This window comes from Pseudomonas syringae (assembly GCF_023278085.1).
GTDB lineage: Bacteria > Pseudomonadota > Gammaproteobacteria > Pseudomonadales > Pseudomonadaceae > Aquipseudomonas > Aquipseudomonas syringae_Q.
On record NZ_CP066265.1, the window covers coordinates 3,807,957 to 3,829,969 of the forward strand.

The 22,013-nt window shown below is 60.6% G+C and carries 21 protein-coding genes and 1 pseudogene; 12 read left to right on the forward strand and 10 right to left on the reverse strand.

The annotated features are described in order from the left end of the window. The first annotated feature begins 26 nt into the window (after positions 1–26). Positions 27–1,220, forward strand: coding sequence for a succinyldiaminopimelate transaminase (gene dapC, locus I9H07_RS16980; RefSeq protein ID WP_024675639.1), 1,194 nt, complete (start codon positions 27–29; stop codon positions 1,218–1,220). A 127-nt stretch (positions 1,221–1,347) separates the two neighbouring features. Beyond that, on the forward strand, positions 1,348–2,193 hold the full coding sequence (locus I9H07_RS16985; RefSeq protein ID WP_058824114.1) for a matrixin family metalloprotease: 846 nt from the start codon (positions 1,348–1,350) through the stop codon (positions 2,191–2,193). Between the two features lie 89 nt (positions 2,194–2,282). Here I9H07_RS16985 and I9H07_RS16990 read toward each other — a convergent pair whose 3' ends face one another. After that, on the reverse strand, positions 2,283–2,513 hold the full coding sequence (locus I9H07_RS16990; RefSeq protein ID WP_024675641.1) for a hypothetical protein: 231 nt from the start codon (positions 2,511–2,513) through the stop codon (positions 2,283–2,285). 232 nt (positions 2,514–2,745) lie between these two features. On the opposite strand from I9H07_RS16990, the gene I9H07_RS16995 reads away from it, so the two are divergent. The 4 genes from I9H07_RS16995 to I9H07_RS17010 are packed head-to-tail and all read left to right on the forward strand — an operon-like array spanning position 2,746 to position 5,845. Then, on the forward strand, positions 2,746–3,093 hold the full coding sequence (locus I9H07_RS16995) for an ArsC family reductase (RefSeq protein WP_024675642.1): 348 nt from the start codon (positions 2,746–2,748) through the stop codon (positions 3,091–3,093). A 47-nt stretch (positions 3,094–3,140) separates the two neighbouring features. Next, positions 3,141–4,175: a 2,3,4,5-tetrahydropyridine-2,6-dicarboxylate N-succinyltransferase gene (dapD, locus tag I9H07_RS17000; RefSeq protein WP_024675643.1), complete on the forward strand. Its 1,035-nt coding sequence runs from the start codon at positions 3,141–3,143 to the stop codon at positions 4,173–4,175. A 60-nt stretch (positions 4,176–4,235) separates the two neighbouring features. After that, a complete protein-coding gene (locus tag I9H07_RS17005; protein ID WP_024675644.1) occupies positions 4,236–5,441 on the forward strand; it encodes an aminotransferase class V-fold PLP-dependent enzyme in 1,206 nt (401 codons plus the stop codon). Further along, entirely contained in the window at positions 5,438–5,845 is a 408-nt protein-coding gene (locus I9H07_RS17010) for a SufE family protein (RefSeq protein WP_024675645.1), read from the forward strand. The genes I9H07_RS17005 and I9H07_RS17010 overlap by 4 nt, the downstream gene beginning before the upstream one ends. On the opposite strand, the gene tcdA is transcribed toward I9H07_RS17010, so the two are convergent. Then, complete coding sequence (gene tcdA / locus I9H07_RS17015) at positions 5,836–6,666, reverse strand: tRNA cyclic N6-threonylcarbamoyladenosine(37) synthase TcdA (protein ID WP_024675646.1); 831 nt, start codon at positions 6,664–6,666, stop codon at positions 5,836–5,838. The two genes, I9H07_RS17010 and tcdA, sit on opposite strands and share 10 nt — an antisense overlap. A gap of 188 nt (positions 6,667–6,854) precedes the next feature. Between tcdA and dapE the strand changes: the two genes are divergently transcribed. The 5 genes from dapE to I9H07_RS17040 all read left to right on the forward strand — a co-directional run bounded on the left by dapE (position 6,855) and on the right by I9H07_RS17040 (position 12,727). Further along, positions 6,855–8,006, forward strand: coding sequence for a succinyl-diaminopimelate desuccinylase (dapE, locus tag I9H07_RS17020; protein WP_058824117.1), 1,152 nt, complete (start codon positions 6,855–6,857; stop codon positions 8,004–8,006). After that, positions 8,006–8,815, forward strand: a complete 810-nt coding sequence (locus I9H07_RS17025) for a putative RNA methyltransferase (protein WP_058824118.1) — start codon at positions 8,006–8,008, stop codon at positions 8,813–8,815. The genes dapE and I9H07_RS17025 overlap by 1 nt, the downstream gene beginning before the upstream one ends. Before the next feature lie 19 nt (positions 8,816–8,834). Next, complete coding sequence (locus tag I9H07_RS17030; RefSeq protein WP_024675649.1) at positions 8,835–9,212, forward strand: hypothetical protein; 378 nt, start codon at positions 8,835–8,837, stop codon at positions 9,210–9,212. Positions 9,213–9,385: 173 nt separating this feature from the next. Then, entirely contained in the window at positions 9,386–11,887 is a 2,502-nt protein-coding gene (gene plsB, locus I9H07_RS17035; RefSeq protein WP_236423832.1) for a glycerol-3-phosphate 1-O-acyltransferase PlsB, read from the forward strand. 150 nt (positions 11,888–12,037) lie between these two features. Next, a complete protein-coding gene (locus tag I9H07_RS17040) occupies positions 12,038–12,727 on the forward strand; it encodes a DUF4197 domain-containing protein (RefSeq protein WP_024644372.1) in 690 nt (229 codons plus the stop codon). Positions 12,728–12,813: 86 nt separating this feature from the next. Here the strand turns inward: I9H07_RS17040 and I9H07_RS17045 are convergent, their stop codons facing one another. Beyond that, entirely contained in the window at positions 12,814–13,623 is an 810-nt protein-coding gene (locus I9H07_RS17045) for a class I SAM-dependent methyltransferase (RefSeq protein WP_024675651.1), read from the reverse strand. Positions 13,624–13,719: 96 nt separating this feature from the next. Between I9H07_RS17045 and I9H07_RS17050 the strand changes: the two genes are divergently transcribed. Further along, positions 13,720–14,343: an energy transducer TonB gene (locus tag I9H07_RS17050; RefSeq protein WP_236423834.1), complete on the forward strand. Its 624-nt coding sequence runs from the start codon at positions 13,720–13,722 to the stop codon at positions 14,341–14,343. 128 nt (positions 14,344–14,471) lie between these two features. Here I9H07_RS17050 and I9H07_RS17055 read toward each other — a convergent pair whose 3' ends face one another. From I9H07_RS17055 to ppc, 7 genes and pseudogenes are all read right to left on the reverse strand, one after another. Beyond that, a complete protein-coding gene (locus tag I9H07_RS17055; protein WP_236423836.1) occupies positions 14,472–15,164 on the reverse strand; it encodes an extensin-like domain-containing protein in 693 nt (230 codons plus the stop codon). 2 nt (positions 15,165–15,166) lie between these two features. Beyond that, on the reverse strand, positions 15,167–16,000 hold the full coding sequence (locus I9H07_RS17060; protein ID WP_236423838.1) for an isocitrate lyase/PEP mutase family protein: 834 nt from the start codon (positions 15,998–16,000) through the stop codon (positions 15,167–15,169). A gap of 50 nt (positions 16,001–16,050) precedes the next feature. Beyond that, positions 16,051–16,914: a DUF72 domain-containing protein gene (locus I9H07_RS17065; RefSeq protein ID WP_236423840.1), complete on the reverse strand. Its 864-nt coding sequence runs from the start codon at positions 16,912–16,914 to the stop codon at positions 16,051–16,053. Positions 16,915–16,916: 2 nt separating this feature from the next. Continuing rightward, a complete protein-coding gene (locus I9H07_RS17070; protein WP_024675656.1) occupies positions 16,917–17,228 on the reverse strand; it encodes a hypothetical protein in 312 nt (103 codons plus the stop codon). A 265-nt stretch (positions 17,229–17,493) separates the two neighbouring features. Further along, the gene (gene tsaB / locus I9H07_RS17075) at positions 17,494–18,168 is read right to left on the reverse strand and encodes a tRNA (adenosine(37)-N6)-threonylcarbamoyltransferase complex dimerization subunit type 1 TsaB (RefSeq protein ID WP_236423842.1); all 675 of its coding nucleotides are present in this window, start codon (positions 18,166–18,168) and stop codon (positions 17,494–17,496) included. A gap of 86 nt (positions 18,169–18,254) precedes the next feature. Further along, positions 18,255–18,902, reverse strand: coding sequence for an adenylate kinase (gene adk, locus I9H07_RS17080; protein WP_058824122.1), 648 nt, complete (start codon positions 18,900–18,902; stop codon positions 18,255–18,257). Positions 18,903–19,182: 280 nt separating this feature from the next. Further along, positions 19,183–21,818: pseudogene (gene ppc, locus I9H07_RS17085) on the reverse strand (phosphoenolpyruvate carboxylase). Between the last annotated feature and the right edge of the window lie 195 nt (positions 21,819–22,013).

The window sequence follows — 22,013 nt, forward strand, 5'->3', positions numbered from 1 at the left end:
ACGAAGCTCATCGAGGAACACGCTCCATGAATAACGCCATGCAACTGCTTCAGCCCTACCCTTTCGAGAAGCTTCGCGCTTTGCTGGGCGGCGTGACGCCTAACCCGGAAAAACGCCCGGTGGCGCTGTCGATTGGTGAGCCGAAGCACCGCTCACCGGATTTCGTTGCCAAGGCGCTCGCCGACAATCTCGATCAGATGGCGGTTTACCCGACCACATTGGGCATTCCTGCGCTGCGCGAGGCGATTGCCGGCTGGTGCAGCCGCCGCTTCGGCGTGCCTGAAGAGTGGATGGATCCGGCGCGCAACGTACTGCCGGTCAACGGTACCCGCGAGGCGCTGTTTGCATTTACCCAAACCGTGGTCAATCGCGGCGAAGACGCTCTGGTGGTCAGTCCGAACCCTTTTTATCAGATCTACGAAGGCGCCGCGTTTCTGGCTGGCGCCAAGCCGCACTATCTGCCGTGCCTGGACCAGAACGGCTTCAACCCTGATTTCGACGCAGTCAGCCCGGACATCTGGCAACGCTGCCAGATTCTGTTCCTGTGCTCGCCGGGCAACCCGACCGGCGCGCTGATTCCGGTCGAAACGCTGAAAAAGCTGATTGCACTGGCCGATCAGTACGATTTCGTGATTGCCGCTGACGAATGCTACAGCGAGCTGTACTTCGACGAACAGACGCCGCCGCCGGGCCTGCTCAGTGCCTGCGTGGAGCTTGGCCGCAAGGATTTCAAGCGCTGCGTGGTATTCCACAGCCTGTCCAAGCGCTCCAACCTGCCGGGGCTGCGCTCCGGTTTCGTCGCCGGGGATGCCGAGATACTCAAGGCGTTCCTGCTGTATCGCACCTACCATGGCTGCGCCATGCCGGTTCAGACTCAACTGGCCAGCATCGCCGCCTGGAACGACGAAGCCCATGTGCGTGCCAACCGGGACCTGTACCGCGAGAAATTCGACGCGGTGCTCGATATCCTGGCCCCGGTGCTGGACGTGCAGCGCCCGGACGGCGGGTTTTACCTGTGGCCAAACGTGGGCACCGACGACGCCGCGTTTTGCCGCGACCTGTTCGTTGACCAGCACGTCACCGCAGTGCCGGGCTCGTATTTGTCGCGGGAAGTGGACGGCGTCAACCCGGGTGCCGGACGAGTACGACTGGCACTGGTCGCGCCGTTGGCCGAGTGCATCGAGGCCGCCGAGCGTATCCGCGCCTTTCTGAGCAAGTAAAGAAAATCCACAGAATCGCCCCGCCGCACGCAATGTGCGGCAGGGTAATTAGTTACCACCTGCCACGTCCCGCCTGAACATACCTTGAACCTTCATTTTTTCTGCTTCCGGTCGGGAGCGTATCGCCATGAAGGTCAATCGAATGCCTGCTTCAACCCTTCAAAATGTAAAACTGCCGTCATCATGCTGCATGCGAAACGCAGCAAATCATCAAGCGTCCTACAACGCCGCGATTCATGAAAATCCTGACAACGCAGCCATCACCCCGACCTTTGAGCCGGAAACAAGCCAGGGTAGATCTGAGCCAAAGCATCAGGCTCGCCTGCTAGTGGCGTTCACAAAACACTGGGCTCCCGGGCGGACTCTGAAAATTCTTTTTCAGAATAACCCTCCTGATACGCTTAAAACCCCCGTCATCGAAGCTGCAAAGAAATGGCTTGCGCACATCAACCTGAAGTTCGAGTTGGTGACCCAGGGTGCCAGCGATATCCGCATCGCCTTCAACGAGCACCTGAACTGGAGCGCCATAGGCACCGATGCGCTGCTGGCCGGGCCGGATGAGCCGACCATGGAATTCAATATCAAAGAGATTTTCACGCCTGACCTGAAACCGTCGGCGGAGCTGGAGCGTATCGTGCTGCATGAATTCGGCCATGTACTGGGTGCCGTTCACGAGCATCAGCACCCTCAAGCCAACATTCCCTGGAACAAGCCCCTTTTGCGCTCCCTGCTCGCGCAGACCGGACTCACTGACGATGAAATCAACACCAATTTTTTCGACTTATATGAAGCTGCGGACTACTCCTATTCCGCTTATGACCGGGATTCAGTCATGCATTACGACATCCCCAACGGCCTGACCCTCGGGGACTTTGAGGTCATCAATGTCGGCAAGACACTCAGCCCGAAAGACATCGAAGTGATGGGCGCAATCTATTCGAACCGAACCAACTCGAAATTTGAAAAGCCCTGAAGGTCTATCCCCAGCGCGCCTGATGGCGGAGTCACGTGCCACGCACTTGACGCCATGAGGCGCGGCACGATCAGGTGCGAAAAAACTGATTACTGACGAGTACGCATTTTTTCCGCCACCCACCCCACCGCCCAGCTCACAGGGTCATGAGACTGCATGGGCAGCAGCGGCTTGCCTTCACGTGCAGCCAGCCTACCTTCGGCCTCGGCCTCACCGTGTATCCAGATCGTGCTTTGCTTGAATCCGTCGGCACGCTGCCGCTCCCGGTAATAGCGTTGCCGGACAAGCGCCTCCTGACGCTTTCTCTCTTGCTCAGACATAACGCACCCAGCCTTCAAGTGGAAAACAATCATTGCCCGCCGGGGCTCGCCGCTCAAGCGTGTGAGGGTGAAGTTTTCTTAATGATAGTTAGCGTTATTATCTAGTTTCTGTTCAGCATCGGTATCGACGCTGTCACAACACCAAACGGGTTGTCGTGGCATAATGCGCGGCTGAATTGCAAGGAGAAGCAGCGGGGAGTAACGAGCAAGATCAGCCACCCCGCCAAAAACAATGACTTACACTCTATTTGGCATCAAAGCCTGCGACACCATGAAAAAGGCTCGTACCTGGCTTGACGAACATGCCGTGAGCTACGATTTTCACGATTACAAGACGCAGGGTATCGACCGTGAGCACCTGACACAGTGGTGCGACGAGCATGGCTGGCAAGTGGTGCTGAACCGCGCAGGCACCACTTTTCGCAAGCTCGACGACGGACAGAAAGCCGATCTCGATCAGGCGAAAGCCATCGAACTGATGCTCGCGCAGCCATCCATGATCAAGCGTCCGGTGCTTGATCTGGGCGACAAGACCCTGATTGGTTTCAAACCAGACCTGTATACAGCGGCTTTACAGTAAGCCAGAGCGCTACTGAAAGCCCCTTGATAAAGTTAAGAGGTATTTGCATGTCCACTACCCTGTTCAGCCTGGCCTTCGGCGTCGGCACTCAAAATCGTCAAGGCGCGTGGCTGGAAGTGTTCTACGCCCAGCCACTGATCAATCCATCGCCAGCCCTGGTTGCCGCGATCGCGCCGGTTCTGGGCTACACCGACGGCAACAAGGCAGTCACCTTCACGGTAGACATGGCGTACAAGCTGGCCGAGGCCGTAAAGCCGGTCGACAGCACTCAAGCCGCACTGCTGACCCGCCTGGCCGAAAGCCAGAAGCCGCTGGTCGCCACGCTGCTGGCCGAAGACAGCACGCTGACATCGACTCCCGAGGCGTACCTCAAGCTGCACCTGTTGTCGCATCGTCTGGTCAAGCCGCACGGGCTGAACCTGGCCGGCATCTTTCCATTGCTGCCAAACGTCGCCTGGACCAGCCAGGGCGCAGTCGATCTGGGTGAACTGGCCGAACGCCAACTCGAAGCACGCCTGAAGGGCGAACTGCTGGAAGTGTTCTCGGTCGACAAATTCCCAAAAATGACCGACTACGTGGTGCCGAGCGGCGTGCGTATCGCTGATAGCGCGCGCGTGCGCCTGGGTGCTTACATTGGCGAAGGCACTACCGTGATGCACGAAGGCTTCGTCAACTTCAACGGCGGCACCGAAGGCCCCGGCATGATCGAAGGCCGTGTTTCGGCAGGCGTATTCGTCGGCAAGGGTTCTGACCTGGGCGGTGGTTGTTCGACCATGGGCACGTTGTCCGGTGGCGGCAACATCATCATCAAGGTAGGCGAAGGCTGCCTGATCGGCGCCAACGCCGGTATCGGCATCCCGCTGGGTGATCGCAACACCGTGGAGTCGGGCCTGTACGTGACCGCAGGCACCAAGGTCGCGCTGCTCGATGAAAACAACGAGCTGGTCAAGATCGTCAAGGCGCGCGAACTGGCCGGCCAGAACGATCTGCTGTTCCGTCGCAACTCGCAGACCGGCGCTGTGGAATGCAAGACCCACAAGTCGGCCGTCGAGCTGAACGAAGCACTGCACGCTCATAACTGACGCTGTGTGCGGGTTCAAAGTCTTGCGGCTTTGAACCCGCTACCACGAGCCGGACAAACAATGCCCCTCACCTCCCTCTGGCGTGCTGACTTTCCAGCCATCGCCGCCCTGCAACGGCAAGGCCAGACGTATCTGGACAACGCCGCCACCACGCAAAAACCGCAGGCATTGATCGATGCCCTGAGCCACTATTACGCCAACGGTGCTGCCAATGTGCATCGGGCGCAGCACTTGCCCGGCGCCCACGCCACTCAGGCGTTCGAAGACAGTCGCCGCAAGGCTGCGCACTGGCTTAATGCCGGTGACAGCGGGCAAATCATTTTCACCCACGGCGCAACCTCGGCGCTCAACCTGCTTGCTTATGGGCTGGAGCATGAGTTCGCGGCGGGCGACGAGATCGTCATCAGCGCGCTGGAGCACCATGCCAACCTGCTGCCGTGGCAGCAACTGGCGCAGCGACGCGATCTGAAACTGGTGATTCTGCCGATCGACGCCAACGGCGTGATCGATACCGATGCCGCAGCCAGTCTGATCGGACCGCGCACACGTCTACTGGCAGTCAGTCAGCTGTCCAACGTACTCGGCACCCGGCAACCGCTGGCCCGCCTGGTTGCGCTGGCCAGGGCTCAGGGCGCGCTGACCGTAGTGGATGGCGCGCAAGGCGTCGTGCATGGCCGCCACGACGTGCAAGCACTGGGCTGCGATTTCTATGTGTTTTCCAGTCACAAGCTTTACGGCCCGGAAGGACTGGGTGTGCTGTATGGACGCAACGCAGCGCTGCAGCGACTGAAGCACTGGCAGTATGGCGGCGAGATGGTACTGACTGCCGATTATCAACACGCGACGTTCAGGCCCGCGCCGCTGGGCTTCGAGGCCGGCACACCGCCTATCGCCGGCGTGATAGGTCTGGGCGCCACGCTCGATTATCTCAGCAGCCTCGATCCTCACGCAGTGGCGGAGCACGAAGCGAACCTGCATCGTCGGCTACTGGAAGGCCTGCAACAGCGTGATGGCATTCAGGTGCTCGGCGACCCGGACCTCGCATTGGTCAGCTTCGTCGTTGACGGGGTTCACAATGCCGACCTTGCGCACCTGCTGACCGAGCAGGGTATCGCCGTGCGGGCCGGCCATCACTGCGCCATGCCGCTGTTCAAAACACTCGGCCTGCCCGGTGCAATACGGGCTTCGCTGGCGTTTTACAACGATTCGGACGACCTGCTGCGCTTTTTCAGCGCACTGGATCAGGCTCTGGAGCTGCTTCGATGACGGTTCCCGCGCTGGCACTGGTTGCACTGGAAACCTTTGCGCAACCACAGAGCTGGGAACAGCGCGCACGCCTGCTCATGCAGTGGGGTGACCGTCTGCCGCCGCTGGACGATCACGAGAAGTCGGATGAGCACCTGGTGCATGGCTGCGAAAGCAAGGTCTGGCTGACCGGTGAAATCAGCGTCGATGGCTGGCAATTCCGTGCCAGCAGCGACGCGCGGCTGATTCGCGGGCTGGTTGCGCTGTTGCTCGCACGGGTCAACGGGCTGTCAGCTGAAGAACTGGAACGCGTGGACCTGCCTGACTGGTTCACTCAACTGGGGCTGAGCCGCCAGCTTTCACCTTCGCGCAGCAACGGCCTGAACGCCGTGCTGCAAAGGATGCGTGAGCTGACTCAAGCCTGATCGGCAGCAACCGCCAGAGGCTTGATGCGCTCGGACGGCCGCCGTGTACCTGCGACCAGCTTGTCCACCGCACGGGTGGCGGCAACCATGCCGAATGTGGCCGTCACCATCATCACCGCGCCAAAACCACCGGCACAGTCCAGCTTGACGCCATCACCGACGAACTTCTTTTCCAGACAGATACTGCCATCCGGCTTCGGATAACGCAGTTGTTCGGTGGAGAACACACAGGGCACGCTGTAGTGGCGGTTCGGGGTGCGGGAAAAACCGTAATCACGACGCAAGGTCGAACGCACCTTGGAGGCCAACGGGTCGTTGAAGGTGCGGTTCAGGTCGGCGATCTGAATCAGCGTCGGATCAATCTGCCCGCCTGCCCCGCCGGTGGTGACCATCTGGATCTTGCGGCGCTTGCACCAGGAAATCAGCGCGGCCTTGGCGTTGACGCTGTCGATGCAGTCAATCACGAAGTCCATGTCCGGTGTAATGCACTCGGCCATGGTGTCGCGGGTCACGAAATCCGCCACCGCGTGGACCACGCAATCAGGGTTGATCGCCCGGATGCGCTCGGCCATCACCTCGACCTTTGGCCGCCCGACCGTGCTGTCCAGCGCGTGCAACTGGCGGTTGCTGTTGCTGACACAGACATCGTCCATGTCGAACAGCGAGATCTCGCCCACGCCACTGCGCGCCATGGCTTCTGCCGCCCAGGAACCCACGCCGCCGATCCCGACCACGGCCACATGGGCCGCACGCAGACGCGCCAACCCCTCGATGCCGTACAAACGGGCGATGCCTGCGAAACGTGGATCGTCTGTGCTCATGATCAATACCCCGAAAACCGGCGCGCATTATAGAGGGAGATGAGCGTCAGGGCATCTCTCCATACCGGCACCCGGTCAGAAACCGGCCATTGCAGCCGTGTTCGTCATATCCAGGCATTGGCCTGAGTGTTTTTGCTTTAAGATAACCGCCTTTTCACGCCCAACGCCTTGCTACCGGAGTTCAGTACATGACGGCCCCCGCCGACCTCTCGCCCACTCTCCAACTTGCCTGCGACCTGATCCGTCGGCCTTCGGTCACCCCGGTCGACGCCGATTGCCAGACCGTGATGATGCAGCGTCTGGGCGATGCCGGCTTCACGCTGGAGCCGATGCGTATCGAAGACGTCGATAACTTCTGGGCCACCCACGGCAGCCAGGAAGGTCCGGTGCTGTGTTTCGCCGGTCATACCGACGTGGTGCCGACCGGTCCGGTAGAGAACTGGCAGAATGATCCATTCGACGCGTTGATCGACGAACACGGCATGCTTTGCGGGCGTGGCGCAGCGGACATGAAAGGCAGTCTGGCGGCGATGCTGGTGGCGGCCGAGCGTTTCGTCGCAGATCATCCCGATCACAAGGGCTCGGTGGCGTTTCTGATCACCAGTGATGAAGAAGGCCCGGCGCATCATGGCACCAAGGCCGTTGTGGAGCGTCTGGCAGCCCGCAAGGAACGACTCGACTGGTGCATCGTCGGCGAGCCGTCGAGCACCACGCTGGTGGGTGATGTGGTCAAGAACGGTCGTCGCGGCTCACTGGGCGCCAAACTGACCGTGCGTGGCAAGCAGGGTCATGTGGCTTACCCGCATCTGGCGAAGAACCCGATTCACCTGGCCGCTCCGGCGCTGGCTGAACTGGCCGCCGAACACTGGGACAACGGCAACGATTTCTTTCCGCCAACCAGTTTTCAGATTTCCAACCTCAATTCTGGCACCGGCGCGACCAACGTGATTCCGGGGGATCTGGTGGCGGTCTTCAATTTCCGTTTTTCGACCGAGTCGACCGTCGAAGGTCTGCAGCAACGGGTGGCGACCATTCTCGACAAGCATGAGCTGGACTGGCATGTGGACTGGGCCTTGTCGGGCCTGCCGTTCCTGACCGAGCCGGGTGCGCTGCTGGACGCAGTGTCGTCCAGCATCAAGAACGTCACCGGGCGCGACACCAAAGCCTCGACCAGCGGCGGCACCTCCGATGGTCGTTTCATTGCGACCCTGGGCACCCAGGTGGTTGAACTGGGGCCGGTCAATGCGACGATTCACCAAGTCAACGAACGCATTCTGGCGAGCGATCTCGATGTACTGACCGAGATCTACTACCAGACGCTGGTCAAGTTGCTCGCCTGATGCTGACCTGCCCGATCTGCTCTGCGCCGCTCAGTGCGGCGGACAATGGCGTGGTATGCCCGGCCAACCACCGTTTCGACCGTGCACGCCAGGGTTATCTGAACCTGCTGCCTGTGCAGCACAAGAACAGCCGCGACCCCGGCGACAATCAGGCCATGGTCGAGGCACGGCGCGACTTTCTCAACGCCGGGCATTACGCTCCGGTGGCCCGGCGACTGGCCGAGCTGGCGGCAGAGCGCGCTCCGGCACGCTGGCTGGACATCGGCTGTGGTGAAGGTTATTACACCGCGCAGATTGCCGAAGCCCTGCCTCGCGCTGACGGCTACGCACTGGATATCTCCCGCGAAGCCGTGAAACGGGCATGCCGCCGCGACCCGAAGCTGACCTGGATGGTCGCCAGCATGGCCCGAGTGCCGTTGCCGGATGCGAGTTGTCAATTTCTGGCCAGCGTGTTCAGCCCGCTGGACTGGCAGGAGGCCAAACGCCTGTTGACCCCGGGTGGCGGACTCATGCGCGTCGGCCCGACCAGTGAACACCTGATGGAACTGCGCCAGCGTCTGTACGATGAAGTTCGTGATTACGCCGACGACAAGCACCTGGCACTGGTGCCGGAAGGCATGCAGCTGCAACACAGCGAAACGCTGCGCTACACATTGAAGCTGATCGACGGCCAGTCCCGCGCCGATTTGCTGGCCATGACACCTCACGGCTGGCGCGCCAGCGCCGAACGCCGCGCAGCAGTCATCGAGCAACCAGGACCTTTCAAGGTCACCGTTTCCATGCGCTACGATTATTTCGTGCTGCAATAAGCATTCAACAGAGGCCCCCATGCGCCAACCCGATATCGAGATTTACCTGAAAGACACAGACGTCGATCACAAGGCAATCGCTGCATGGCTGCAAGCCGCCATCGGCCCTTGCACGGACTGGGCACAGCGCGGCCAGACCTGGAAGTGCAAGGCGGGTGAGGTGCGCGTGACCTGGCTGCCCAAAGCCGTCGGTAAATGGAACAGCCTGCACCTGGACAGCGACCAGACGCCGTGGGAAGACGACATCGCCTGCGCACGCGCCGCATTTGCCGCGCTGAACGTCGAAGTACGTTGCGCACCAGGCACCTGGGTCGAAGAAGAAAGCGATGAAACAGCCGATCGCTGGATACGCGTCAGCGCCGACGGTGAAGAAGAGATTACCTGGCGCACCGTGTAAGGTTTTTCTCTCCGACGGTACAGACGTGTGCCGTCGTCGCCGTGAGCGCGCGGCGCAGGTAGCCCTCCAGACTCGCCAGCCAGCGCGCCAGTCCTTTTTGCCGATCTTCTCGGGATGCGTCACACTGACGCCCATCTCGGGCAGCCGCCCGACTCCTACTCAGCAGAAGCCGTATGACCCGCTCTCCGTTCCGTCGTCTTGTGTTCGGCACCCTGCGCCGATTGCTGTACCTCTGGGTTCGCTCGGAAACCATCAATCAGTCGTCCTTCACGCTCAACCTCGACCGCAGTCGACCGGTGCTCTATGCGTTGCAGTCGCCTTCGCTCAGCGATCTAGCAGTGGTCGATACCGAATGCCGCAAGGCCGGCCTGCCACGTCCGGTGCTGTCGGTAGCCATTGGCGAGCTGATCGAGCCGATGGCGTATTTCTACCTGACGCCCTCACCGGACTGGCTGGGCCGCCAGGACAAGCGTGGTGCGCCACCGACGCTGGAGCGTCTGGTCGCCGCGGTCAGCCAGAACCCTGCCGAGGATGCACAGATCATCCCGGTCAGCGTTTTCTGGGGGCAGTCACCTGATCGGGAATCCAGCGCCTGGAAGCTGTTGTTCGCCGACAGCTGGGCGGTAACCGGGCGCTTGCGGCGCCTGGTCAGCATCCTGATTCTGGGCCGAAAGACCCGCGTGCAGTTTTCCGCACCGATTCACATGCGCGAGCTGGTTGACCAGAACAAAGGCTACGAACTGACCCTGCGCATGAGCCAGCGCTTGCTGCGGGTGCATTTCCGCAACCTGAAAAGCGCGGTGATCGGCCCGGATGTGTCGCACCGACGCACCGTGGTCAAGGGTCTGCTGGACGAGCCGCTGGTCAAACAGGCAATCATTGAAGAAGCCGAACGGGAAAAGATTTCGCAGGACAAGGCACGCGAACGTGCGCTGAGTTACGGCAACGAGATCGCCTCGGACTACACCTATTCCGCTATCCGCTTCCTCGAAGTGGTGCTGAGCTGGTTCTGGAACAAGATCTACGACGGCATCAAGGTCAGCCATATCGAAGGCGTGCAGGAAGTCGCGCCGGGGCATGAAGTGATCTACGTGCCCTGCCATCGCAGCCATATCGACTACCTGCTGCTGTCCTATCTGCTGTTTCGCAACGGCCTGACCCCACCGCACATTGCCGCCGGCATCAACCTGAACATGCCGGTGGTCGGCAGTCTGCTGCGGCGTGGCGGCGCGTTTTTCATGCGCCGTACTTTCAAAGGCAACCCGCTGTATACCGCCGTGTTCAACGAGTACCTGCACGCCTTGTTCACCAAGGGTTTCCCGGTCGAATACTTCGTCGAGGGCGGTCGCTCGCGTACCGGACGCATGCTGCAACCCAAGACCGGCATGCTCGCCATCACCCTGCGCAGCTTTCTGCGCAACTCGCGGATGCCGATTGTCTTCATCCCGGTGTACATCGGCTACGAGCGGGTGCTGGAAGGCCGTACCTACCTGGGTGAACTGCGCGGCGCGACCAAGAAAAAAGAATCGATCTTCGATATTTTCAAAGTCATCGGTGCATTGAAGCAACGCTTCGGTGAGGTATCGGTGAACTTCGGCGAGCCGATCAAGCTCGCTGAATTCCTCGACAGCGAGCAGCCGGACTGGCGCGCACAGGAACTCGCGCCGCAATATCGCCCTGACTGGCTGAGTGAAACCACTCATCGGCTGGGCGAGCGCGTGGCCCAGCACCTCAACGAGGCCGCGGCAGTCAACCCGATGAACCTGGTGGCGGTGGCATTGCTGTCGACGCAAAAGCTGGCGCTGGACGATCAGGCCATGGAGCGTGTACTCGACCTGTACCTGACGCTATTGCGCCGCGTGCCTTATTCGCCGCACACCACGCTGCCGGAAGGTAACGGTCGTTCGCTGATCGAGCACGTCAAAGGCATGGACCTGCTGGCCGAGCAGAAAGACGCGCTGGGCAAGATTCTGTATCTGAACGAGCAGAACGCAGTCCTGATGACCTATTACCGCAACAACGTGCTGCATATCTTTGCCCTGCCTTCGCTGCTGGCGAGCTTTTTCCAGAGCTCATCGCGCATGACCCGCGAGCAGATTCTGCGCTACACCCATGCGCTATATCCCTACCTGCAATCGGAACTGTTCATTCGCTGGCCGCTGAACACACTGGACGAGGTGATCGATCAATGGCTCGCAGCGTTCGTCGAGCAAGGCCTGTTGCGCTTCAAGAATGACGCTTATGTGCGCCCGGAACCCAGTTCACGTGAGTTCGTGTTGCTGACCCTGTTGTCGCGCGCCATCGCGCAGACGCTACAGCGTTTCTACATGGCAATTGCCTTGTTGCTCAACAACGGCCAGAACACTCTGAGTGCCGAAGAGCTGGAAGATTTGTGTACGGTCATGGCCCAGCGCCTGTCGATCCTGCATGGTTTGAATGCGCCGGAGTTTTTCGACAAGAGCCTGTTCCGGCACTTTATCCAGACCCTGCTGGACCTCGGTGTGCTGCGCAAGGACACGGCGGGCAAACTGAGTTATCACCCGATGCTCGGCGAACTGGCAGAAGGTGCAGCCAAACGCGTCTTGCCGGCTGAAATACGCTTGTCGATCCGGCAAGTTGCCCTGCACAGTAACGAAGAAGAGCCGGAGGCAAAAAGCGAAACCGGGGCGGCGTAGTACTTTTCCGCAACTTGAAAGGGTTCTGTAAGCGAGTGTTTTCTGCCCGCTGGCAACAGCTAGCGTCGTGACTTCCTGATACGCTTGATGGCGTACTGCGCCGCTACTGATTCAGGCGCGAGTCAGCACTCATTTCTACAAGGACGCCTTATGCCTCGTTTTTCGTTTACCGTTGCCAGCCTGTGCGCAGGCCTGCTGATGTCGGCCAACGTTTTTGCCTTGTCGCTGGGCGACCTTTCGCAATCGGACGCCACCGGCGGGCTCAAGGATGCCCTCACCCAAGGCGCGCAGGTTGCGGTCAAGCAACTGGGCGTTCCCGGCGGTTTCAGCAAGAATGAGCAGGTGCGCATCGAGTTGCCTGGCAAGCTGGGCCAGGTCGCGAAAAAGATGAAAATGCTCGGCATGGGCAGCCAGGTCGATCAACTGGAAACCAGCATGAACCAGGCCGCTGAAGCCGCCGTGCCTCAGGCTCAGGCGTTGCTGGTCGATGCGGTGAAAAAGATGACAGTGACTGATGCCAAAGCGATCCTCAGTGGCGGCAAGGACTCGGCAACCCAGTACCTGAGCAGCACCAGCCGTGAACAGATCCGCGCTAAATTCCTGCCGATCGTCAAGAAGTCCACTGATCAGGTAGGCCTGGCCCAGAAATACAACGCCTTCGCTGGCAAGGCTGCGGCGCTTGGCGCGCTGGACAGCAAAAACGCCAATCTGGAAAGTTACGTGACCGAGCAGGCGCTCAACGGGCTGTTCGAGATGATCGCCAAGCAGGAAGAAAGCATTCGCGCCAACCCTCAGGCCGCCGCTACAGGGCTGGCGAAGAAGGTGTTTGGCGCGCTTTGAGCCTTTTCGTGACGCTGAGAATTAGCCAGGTTTGTTTATAGCCACAAGCGCTGCAGCGTGTTGATAGAGAGGGTCCTGGCGAGTATCTACTCTTCCGGGTCTTTCTCGGCCGCTTTGGTCTTCAGGGCCTTTTTCGGGTAGATGTCGTAACGGCTGGACTTGCCATCCAGCGCGTAACCCGGTTTGGGGCCCTGAATGCAGGGCGCCTTGCGCGGGCGTTTGACCACGACGCGATGAGTCGCCAGCGCCAGGGCAGCCTCCAGCAAGGCTGGCGCGTCCATGTCGTCCCCCACCAGCGGCCGGAACAGGCGCATTTCCTTTTTGACCAGCGCGGTCTTTTCCCGGTGCGGGAACATCGGGTCAAGGTAAATAACCTGCGGCGGCTCGTCTGCCCAGCTGCGGATGATCTCGATGGAGTTGCCAGTCAACAGGCGCATCTGAGCGATGATCGAACCGACATCGCGGTCACCACGACCACGCGCCAGACCATCTTCCAGCAGCGCGGCAATGATCGGCTGACGTTCGATCAGGCTCATTTCGCAGCCGAGACTCGCCAGCACAAACGCATCCTTGCCCAAACCCGCCGTAGCATCCAGCACGCGGGGGCGTATTCCTGGCTGGATGCCCACTGCCTTGGCAATCATCTGCCCGGTGCCGCCACCGAACAAGCGCCGGTGAGCCACCGCTCCCTCGACAAAATCCACACGCACAGCACCTGGCGCATCGTCGCCCAATTGCTGCAATTGCAGGCCAACATCGGTGAGCTGCAAGGCAAAGTCGGCCTCTTCATCGTGCAATGGCAGGCCAAGGCGTTGCGCCCACGCCTGCGCTTGCTCCTGTGCGTCGACGGCCACCGCCTCGACCCGGATACGACTGCCTGCTTGCTGCTCACTCATTACGTCTACACACTCAAAAATTGTTAATGATCGGCAATTTCTGCCGATAACCAAGTATCAGGCATTTTGCCAGACCCAACGCCAGTACTGATCGCTATGTCAGAGATTGTTCAATCATCCATCGGCTATTTGTCGCACTCAGGCGACTTTAGCGTTCGCAACAGCCGCACACTGGGTGGTGTGACGCAGCTGTGGTCGGATGCGTTTGCCCGGGCGATGGCAGAACAGGTCAGTGAAAGCGATGCACTTTCCGCCCACCCTACGGCTGTTGAAGTCGATGTCGAGACAGGCGAGCCGGTTGCCGGCGCGAAGACTTTGAGCAAAATTGTCGAGCAACGTACCTGCCCGGTCACCGACACCGAAGTCAAACCACCAGAGCCGCTGTTCCTGCCCATCGCCGAGTTTGATCTCGACCTGCTGCCACCGCCTGCCGAACCGTTCAGCATTGCTGAAATGATCGCCCAGCAGCGTGATCTGGAATTCGAGAATCACTGGGTACGCCCGACCGTTCTGACGCCCTACGATGAAAACGGCACCCCCGGCCCTGCCCCGCAGCCACGCCCGTTGAACCTGCCAATTGCCGAGCTGGAATGGAACCTGGCTGACAAGCCCGCCCTGCCACTGGACCAACAGACCATCGCCGCCCAACAGCGCCAGTTCGACTACGAAAACGGCTGGGCTCGCCCACTGATCCTGCAAAACCTCCGAATGGCGGCGTAAAGGGTTTAGGTGGAAGCTGCAAGCTTCAAGCTTCAAGCTTCAAGCTTCAAGCTTCAAGCTTCAAGCTTCAAGACTAGACCAGAGCGCTTCTACTTGCAGCTTGTAGCTTGCCGCTCGTAGCTTGTAGCTTACCGCTTGCAGCTGCTCCACCGCCCCATATCCACATGAAAATGATCGCGATGCGCTGCGTTGTAGTCCGGCCCCAGCACCGTGCTGAACTGCTTGCACGCCCCGTCGCGAATCCGCCTTAGAAAACGCCCCTTGTCCCCGCTGTCACTCCAGTCCTTGAGCAGGGAGATGCGCTGCCCGTCAGCCAGACGAAAACCTGCCATGTCGAGCGCGTTGGCCGTCGCGTGCTGACTGAGTCGGCTGTTGGCGCGGTTGTAGATGTTGCGGCAGGCGAAGCTGCCCAAGTGGTCGATCCGCGTCACCCGCTGACCAAAAATCGCCTGGGCGGCGGGCTGCAAGGTGTGAACGTCGAACAACGCATACGCCACTGCCAGCGGGCAACTGGCCAGGAAGCTGCTGCTCAGCGCCACGTCACCGCCCTGAATGCGCAGCGTGTTTTGCAGGGGGCAACGGGCCTCGGGATCACTGTCGGCCTGGCGACTGAAGCGCAGCCCTGAGGTCGCCAGCACCTGATCGCACAGGGCTGGATCGCTCTGCAATCGTGACAGCTTGTAAGCCGTCAGGAAGTTCGGTTCGGCCTGCACGTCCAGCGGTGCCCAGGGATTCCACTGCGCAGGTACGTCAATCCAGCCGCGCCAGACTGCCAGCGCGCCAGCGGCGCAGAGCAACAGGATGACCAGCAACAGCCGCATACTCAGCCCTTGAACAGGTTGTTCAGTTGATCGAAAGGCAACGCCTGGGCAGCGTAAGTGAAGGTGCCGTGCTGGCGAATTTCTTCGGCGGCCCGGTACAACCCGCCGAACGCTGCTCGTGCCAGGGAGGAACCGACACTGATGCGCTTGACGCCACATGCGCTCAGGTCCGAGACCGACAGCGTGACGCCGCCACTCCCCATCAAGACATTGACCGGCCTGGGCGCAACGGCCCTGACTACCGCAATGATCTCCTCGCGAGTGCGCAGGCCCGGCGCATACAGCACGTCCGCTCCCGCCTCGGCGTAGGCGGTGAGTCGGCGCAGGGTGTCGTCGAAATCTATCCGGCCGTGCAACAGATTCTCGGCACGCGCCGTCAGCAGGAAGGGGAACGGCAAACTGCGCGCAGCTTCGGCTGCAGCACGAACGCGGTCCACGGACAGCTCGAAATCATAAATCGGATTAGCCGCCTGGCCGCTCGCGTCTTCGATAGAGCCGCCCACAATGCCCGTCGCCGCAGCCATGAGTAACGTTTCAGCACAGCCTTCAGGACTGTCGGCAAAGCAGTTTTCCAGATCTGCCGCTACGGGCAATGAGGTGGCGCCCACGATAGCCGCGACGTTCGCCAATGCCTCTTCACGGTTGATTGCGCCTTCGGCATCAGCGCGTGCCAGTGTGAAGGCAAGCCCGGCACTGGTCGTGGCCAGCGCCTCAAAGCCCAGTGAGGCCAATAACTTTGCAGACCCTGCATCCCACGGGTTGGGTATGACAAAAGCGCCGTCACGCTCATGCAGGGCCTTGAACGCTTCAGCCCTGAGAATCTGTTGCGAGTCCATGTGCATGCTCTCTGCCGAATCAAGCCCCTATCAGCACACACTTGATGACCTTAGAGCAAGCCCAACTGTTCCACATGCGGCCCGCGATCCAGTTCAGGCAATGGCGGCAGACCGGGCAGGCGCACCATCAGCTGTTCGTGAAAACGTCTGGCCAGCGCTGGCGCCCTGAGGTTATCGGGTGTGTGCAGGAATACGTAGGGCGTTCGCCCTTCTTCGATCCATACAGCAACCTTTTCCACCCACTGGACCAGAAACGGATCATTGGCTTCCAGTTCAGGACGGCCAATGAAGCGGACCTGAGGGAACAGGGTCAATGCAGCAGGACGGGGCGGCACCTTGGGTTTCTTGGATTGCGCATGCAACACGGCAGGGTCGCTTGAAACACAACTGAACAAGGCGCGCGAGTCGAGGCAAATGCGCTCGATGCCACGGTCCAGCAACAGCCGGTTGAGCATGCGCTCTTCGTCGCCCTTCATGAAAAACGCCATGTTGCGCACTTCTACCGCCAGCGGCACCTTCAACTCATCGAGGAAGCCGACCAGCTCAGCGAGACGCTGCGGTGTGAAGCTGGCGGGCAGTTGCAGCCAGAACGGCGATATCCGCTCGCCCAGCGGCGCGAGCAGGCCAATGAATGCCTCGGCCGCACCGACCTGCTCACGAAGGTCGCCGCTGTGGCTGATGTCTTTGTGAAATTTGGCGGTAAAGCGAAAGTCGTCAGGCATGAGTTCGGCCCAGCGCTGCACGGTAGTGGCGGCGGGACGGGCATAAAAGGTGGTGTTGCCTTCAACAACGTTGAACACCTGAGTGTAGAGACTCAGGAAGTCATTGGGACGGGCGTCTTCGGGATACAGGAACTCGCGCCAGGCGTTTTCACTCCATGACGGACAACCGAGGTAGTAAGGCAGGTCAGACACAATCAGACGTGAAGATCGAGCCCCGATACTTCAAGGTCCCAATCCACAAAGCTGGCCGTGGTCAGGTAACTGGCCAGAGCGTGTGCGACGCGAGAACTCATGGAGCGCGGGAAGATGATGTCTTGCGGACGCGCAGGCACATTGGCAGTGCTGCCAATAGGTGCATCACCCGATTCGCGGCGTGCCTGCGATGACAGCGGAGGCAGTTCGGCGTCAGCGGCGACTTCCTCGAAAGAGCCTTCAACGGTAGAAGGCGTCTTTTGCGGCTTTCGCTTGATCGGATAAGAGCGTGAGGAGGTTCCGTCTATGCGCATCGATTATATACTCGGCGTCGATAGTGGCAATTTAGCGTTACTGCCTTGTAGTTCGCAAATTGCCGAACGATAACTAGACCACATATATTGAAAATTGTTTACGCCATATGAGATTACGACGCATCCAGACGATAAACGGTAGATGGCCCATTGATATTCTTTCGGCGCGCTGCGGGATTTCATGAGCCCCCGGGCCAGCTGTTTTAAAGGGTTTGCTGTACAGAAGGCCCGCGCAGTCACTCGCGGACTGCGCTGGATAAGAAGATCAGCGCACCTTGGGTGTCGCCACCTTGTCACGCAGATACACCGGTTGAGCGTCGTCTGCCGGTAACGCTTCGCCACGCTGCCAGGCAAACGTCGCCAGGGTCAGCAAGTCCTGGGCATGGGGAAGCATGCTCGCATCATGCCCCGCCAGACTGACCGGAATGCGTTCCGCGTAGCCCCAACCGGTGCCAGCGCCAAACCATTGGCCGCTGGCCTCTGTCGGCAGCGTTGCCAGCTCGGGCGCCATGACCGCTTCGTTGCCAAGCAGACGCATCTCACCTGCCGCCTCGCGATAGCAGCCCCAATAAACCTCATCCATACGTGCATCGATGGCCGCTGCAACCTGCGTTGCGCCATGCTCACGAAAGGCGCGCTGGGCCAGCACGGCGAGATTGGACACCGGCAGCACCGGACGCTGCAGCGCAAACGCCAGCCCTTGCACGACGCCGATGGCAATGCGCACGCCGGTGAAAGCACCCGGACCGCGGCCGAAGGCGATGGCATCCAGCGCCGACATCGCAATGCCCGCCTCGGCCAGCAGATCCTTGATCATCGGCAACAGGCGCTGGGCATGCAGGCGCGGAATCACCTCGTAGTGGCTCAGCACCTTGCCGTCATGCAGCAAAGCGACCGAGCAGGCTTCAGTGGCGGTGTCCAGGGCCAGCAAGGTGGTCATCGGTGTTTCCGTCTTGGTGAAAAAGTGGCGCAGTATAAATGACAAATGGCCCGCAAGCGGGCCATTTGTTGATCAGGCTGCGTGCCTCAGCTCAGGGCTTTGAGCACTTTGGCGGTGATGTCTTCCACCGAACCGACGCCAGGAATGTGGCTGCACTTGGGTTTGCCGTTACTGGCTTCCAGCTTGCTGTAGAACTCGACCAGCGGCTTGGTCTGAGCGTGGTAGACAGCCAGACGATGGCGAACGGTTTCTTCGACGTCGTCCTTGCGCTGCAGCAGCGGCTCGCCGGTCACATCGTCAACGCCTTCAACCTTCGGTGGATTGAAGATGGTGTGGTAGATGCGGCCAGAACCTTCGTGAACGCGGCGACCGGACATGCGCTTGACGATTTCTTCGTCGTCGACAGCGATTTCCAGCACGTGGTCGATTTCCAGACCGGCGTTCAACAGCGCTTCGGCTTGAGGAATGGTGCGCGGAAAACCGTCGAACAGCACGCCATTCGCACAATCCGGCTCGGCCAGACGGTCCTTGATCAGGCCGATGATCAGGTCATCGGAAACCAGACCGCCCGCGTCCATGACGCTCTTGGCTTTCAGGCCCAGTTCAGTGCCTGCCTTGACCGCAGCGCGCAGCATGTCGCCTGTGGAAACTTGCGGGATGCCGAATTTTTCAGTGATGAATTTTGCCTGAGTACCTTTACCGGCCCCGGGAGCTCCCAGCAGAATCACGCGCATCGTCATGCTCCTCAAAATTTTTATAGTGAAATCAACGGATTCGCCTCGGGGGCCAATCTAAAAATAATCAGGCCAACAGGCCGAAAGGCTGATCAAGATACACAGCCGACCGGGGCCGCACAAGCCGCCAAAAGTCGCAGTAACTGTAGCTGCGCTGGCTTGCAGGCCTTGATTGTCGAGCAGCATGATCTGTATCAAGGTTTCGGGCAGGCTGACCTGCAAATACCAGCCTTGCCGCAGCCGGATCGAAAAGACCCGATTGCGGCATGGCCCGGATGGGTCAGCCGGTATTGCGCAGACCAGCGGCAATACCCGCCACAGACACCAGCAGCGCCAGTTCCAGAGGGCTGTCAAGACTCGCCTCGCGGCTGCGCGACCGGGAAAGCAACTCGGCCTGCAGCAAATGCAGCGGGTCGAGATAGGCGTTGCGCAGACTGATGAACTCCAGCGTTTCAGGGCTATGAGCCAGCAGCTGCGTTTGCCCGGTGAGCCCCAGCACCACATTGCACGCCTGCGACAATAGGTCGCGTAAATGTGAGCCTAAATGTTGCAGTTCGGCGGGAACCAGACGTTCGTCATAGAGCCGGGCGATATCCGCATCGGCTTTGGCGAGCACCATTTCCAGCATGTCGATGCGCGTGCGGAAGAACGGCCACTGCTCACGCATCTGCGCCAGCACCTCGCCCTCGCCTCGCTCCAGCGCCTTGCTCAGTGCGGCTTCCCAGCCCAGCCAGGCGGGCAGCATCAGACGCGTCTGGGTCCAGGCGAAAATCCATGGAATGGCGCGCAGACTCTCGACGCCCCCTTCACGACGCTTGGCAGGTCGACTGCCCAGCGGCAGACGGCCCAGTTCCTGCTCGGGCGTTGCCTGACGAAAATACTCGACGAACTCGGGATTCTCGCGCACCACCGCGCGATAGGCACTGACCCCGTCGCTGGCCATCTGGTCCATCATCTTTCGCCAGGCGGGCTGTGGCAGAGGTGGTGGCAGCAGTGTCGCTTCCAGCACCGCTGCCAGATAAAGGTTGAGGTTCTGCTCGGCGATGTCCGGCAGGCCGAACTTGAAGCGGATCATTTCGCCTTGCTCGGTAGTCCGGAAGCGCCCCGCCACCGAGCCCGGTGGCTGCGACAGGATCGCCGCGTGCGCCGGGCCGCCGCCACGGCCGACCGTACCGCCACGGCCGTGGAACAACAACAGCTCGACCTGCTGCTCGCGACAGATCTCCACCAGTTTTTCCTGCGCCCGGTATTGTGCCCAGGCTGCCGCCGTGGTGCCCGCGTCCTTGGCTGAGTCGGAATAACCGATCATGACTTCCTGCGGGCCATGCAGGCGTGAGCGGTAACCCGGCAAGCCCAGTAACGTCTCGATCACCGGCCCGGCGTTATCCAGGTCGGCCAGGGTTTCGAACAGCGGCACCACGCGCATCGGCCGTTGCAGCCCGGACTCCTTGAGCAGCAATTGCACAGCCAGCACGTCCGACGCCGAACCGGCCATCGAGATGACGTACGAGCCCAGTGACGCTGCCGGAGCCGACGCGACTTCCCGACAGGTCGCCAACACTTCGGCGGTATCGGCAGCCGGCTTGAAGTAGGCTGGCAACAACGGCCTGCGGTTATTCAGTTCACGTAACAGAAAGTCGATGCGGGTCTGTTCATCCCACTCTTCGTAGCGACCCAGCCCCAGGTAATCCGTGATTTCAGTCATGGCCGCGCAGTGCCGAGTGGAGTCCTGGCGGACATCCAGACGCACCAGAAACAGGCCGAACGTGACAGCGCGACGCAGGCAGTCCAGCAGCGGCCCGTCGGCGATCACGCCCATGCCGCACTCATGCAGCGACTGGAAGCACAGCAGCAGCGGGTCAAGCAGATCGCGGTTGTCGTGCAGCACGGCTTCAGGCGCAGGTTGCGTCACTGTCAGCGAGGCATTGGCCCAGTTGCGGGTGGCACGCAGGCGCTCGCGCAGACGCTTGAGTTCGGTGCGATAAGGTTCGGCGCTGTCGCCGACGCTGGCGCGAAGTGCATCACTGGCCTGCTGCATCGACAGTTCGGCGGCGAGGTTGTCGACATCCCGCAGGTACAGGTCAGCCGCCATCCAGCGCGCCAGCAGCAGCACCTCACGGGTGACGGCAGCCGTGACATTCGGATTGCCGTCCCGGTCGCCGCCCATCCAGGACGCGAAGCGAATTGGCGCGGCCTCCAGCGGCAGGTGCAGGCCAGTGGCGGCGTGAAGAGCATGATCGGCCTTGCGCAAGTAGTTGGGGATAGCATGCCAGAGCGAATGCTCGATGACCGCGAAACCCCATTTGGCCTCATCCACCGGCGTCGGCCGGATGCGGCGAATCTCTTCGGTGTGCCAGGCTTCGGCAATCAGACGCTGCAGACGCGCCGTGATCTGCTCGCGCTCGGCGCTGTTCAGGTCACGGTGATCCAGTGCCGCAAGTTGCGCCGCGATAGCGTCGTACTTCTGAATCAGCGTGCGACGCGCGACCTCGGTCGGGTGGGCGGTCAGCACCAGTTCGATCTCAGCTTGCTCAGGTGTCGCGCCAGTGCGTCAGGTGTATGACCTTCGGCCTTCAGGCGGTCAAGCAGCTCCGGCAGCACCCGCGACTCGAACGGCAACGGCTGGCTGTCGTCGCGGCGATGCATGAGCTGATACTGCTCGGCGATGTTGGCCAGGTTTAGAAACTGGTTGAAGGCACGGGCCACCGGTAGCAGCTCGTCATCGCCGAGGCTGTCCACGCTGGAGCTGAGTTGTTCTGCACCTTCTGCAGAGCCGCGCCTGCCCGCTTTGGCGCCCTTGCGGATGCGTTCGATCTTGTCGAGAAACTCGGCTCCGCGCTGCTCGCGGATGGTGTTGCCCAGCAGCTCACCCAGCAGGTGAACGTCTTCGCGCAGACGCGCATCGATATCGGCCATCGTTCCCTCTCCCGGTTTTTGTTTGGGCTCAGTTGCGTGGTCTTCCTGAGGACGGCCACGTGAATTCAAATCCTGGTTGCCAACAGTGCACCAAAAGCCGGTGCGGCGACAATTGCCTGGCGAATAAAGCTGCCTCAGTGATGCGTGGTGACCGGCCGCAGACGATTCTTTATATGTCGATAAGCATCCTTTCAG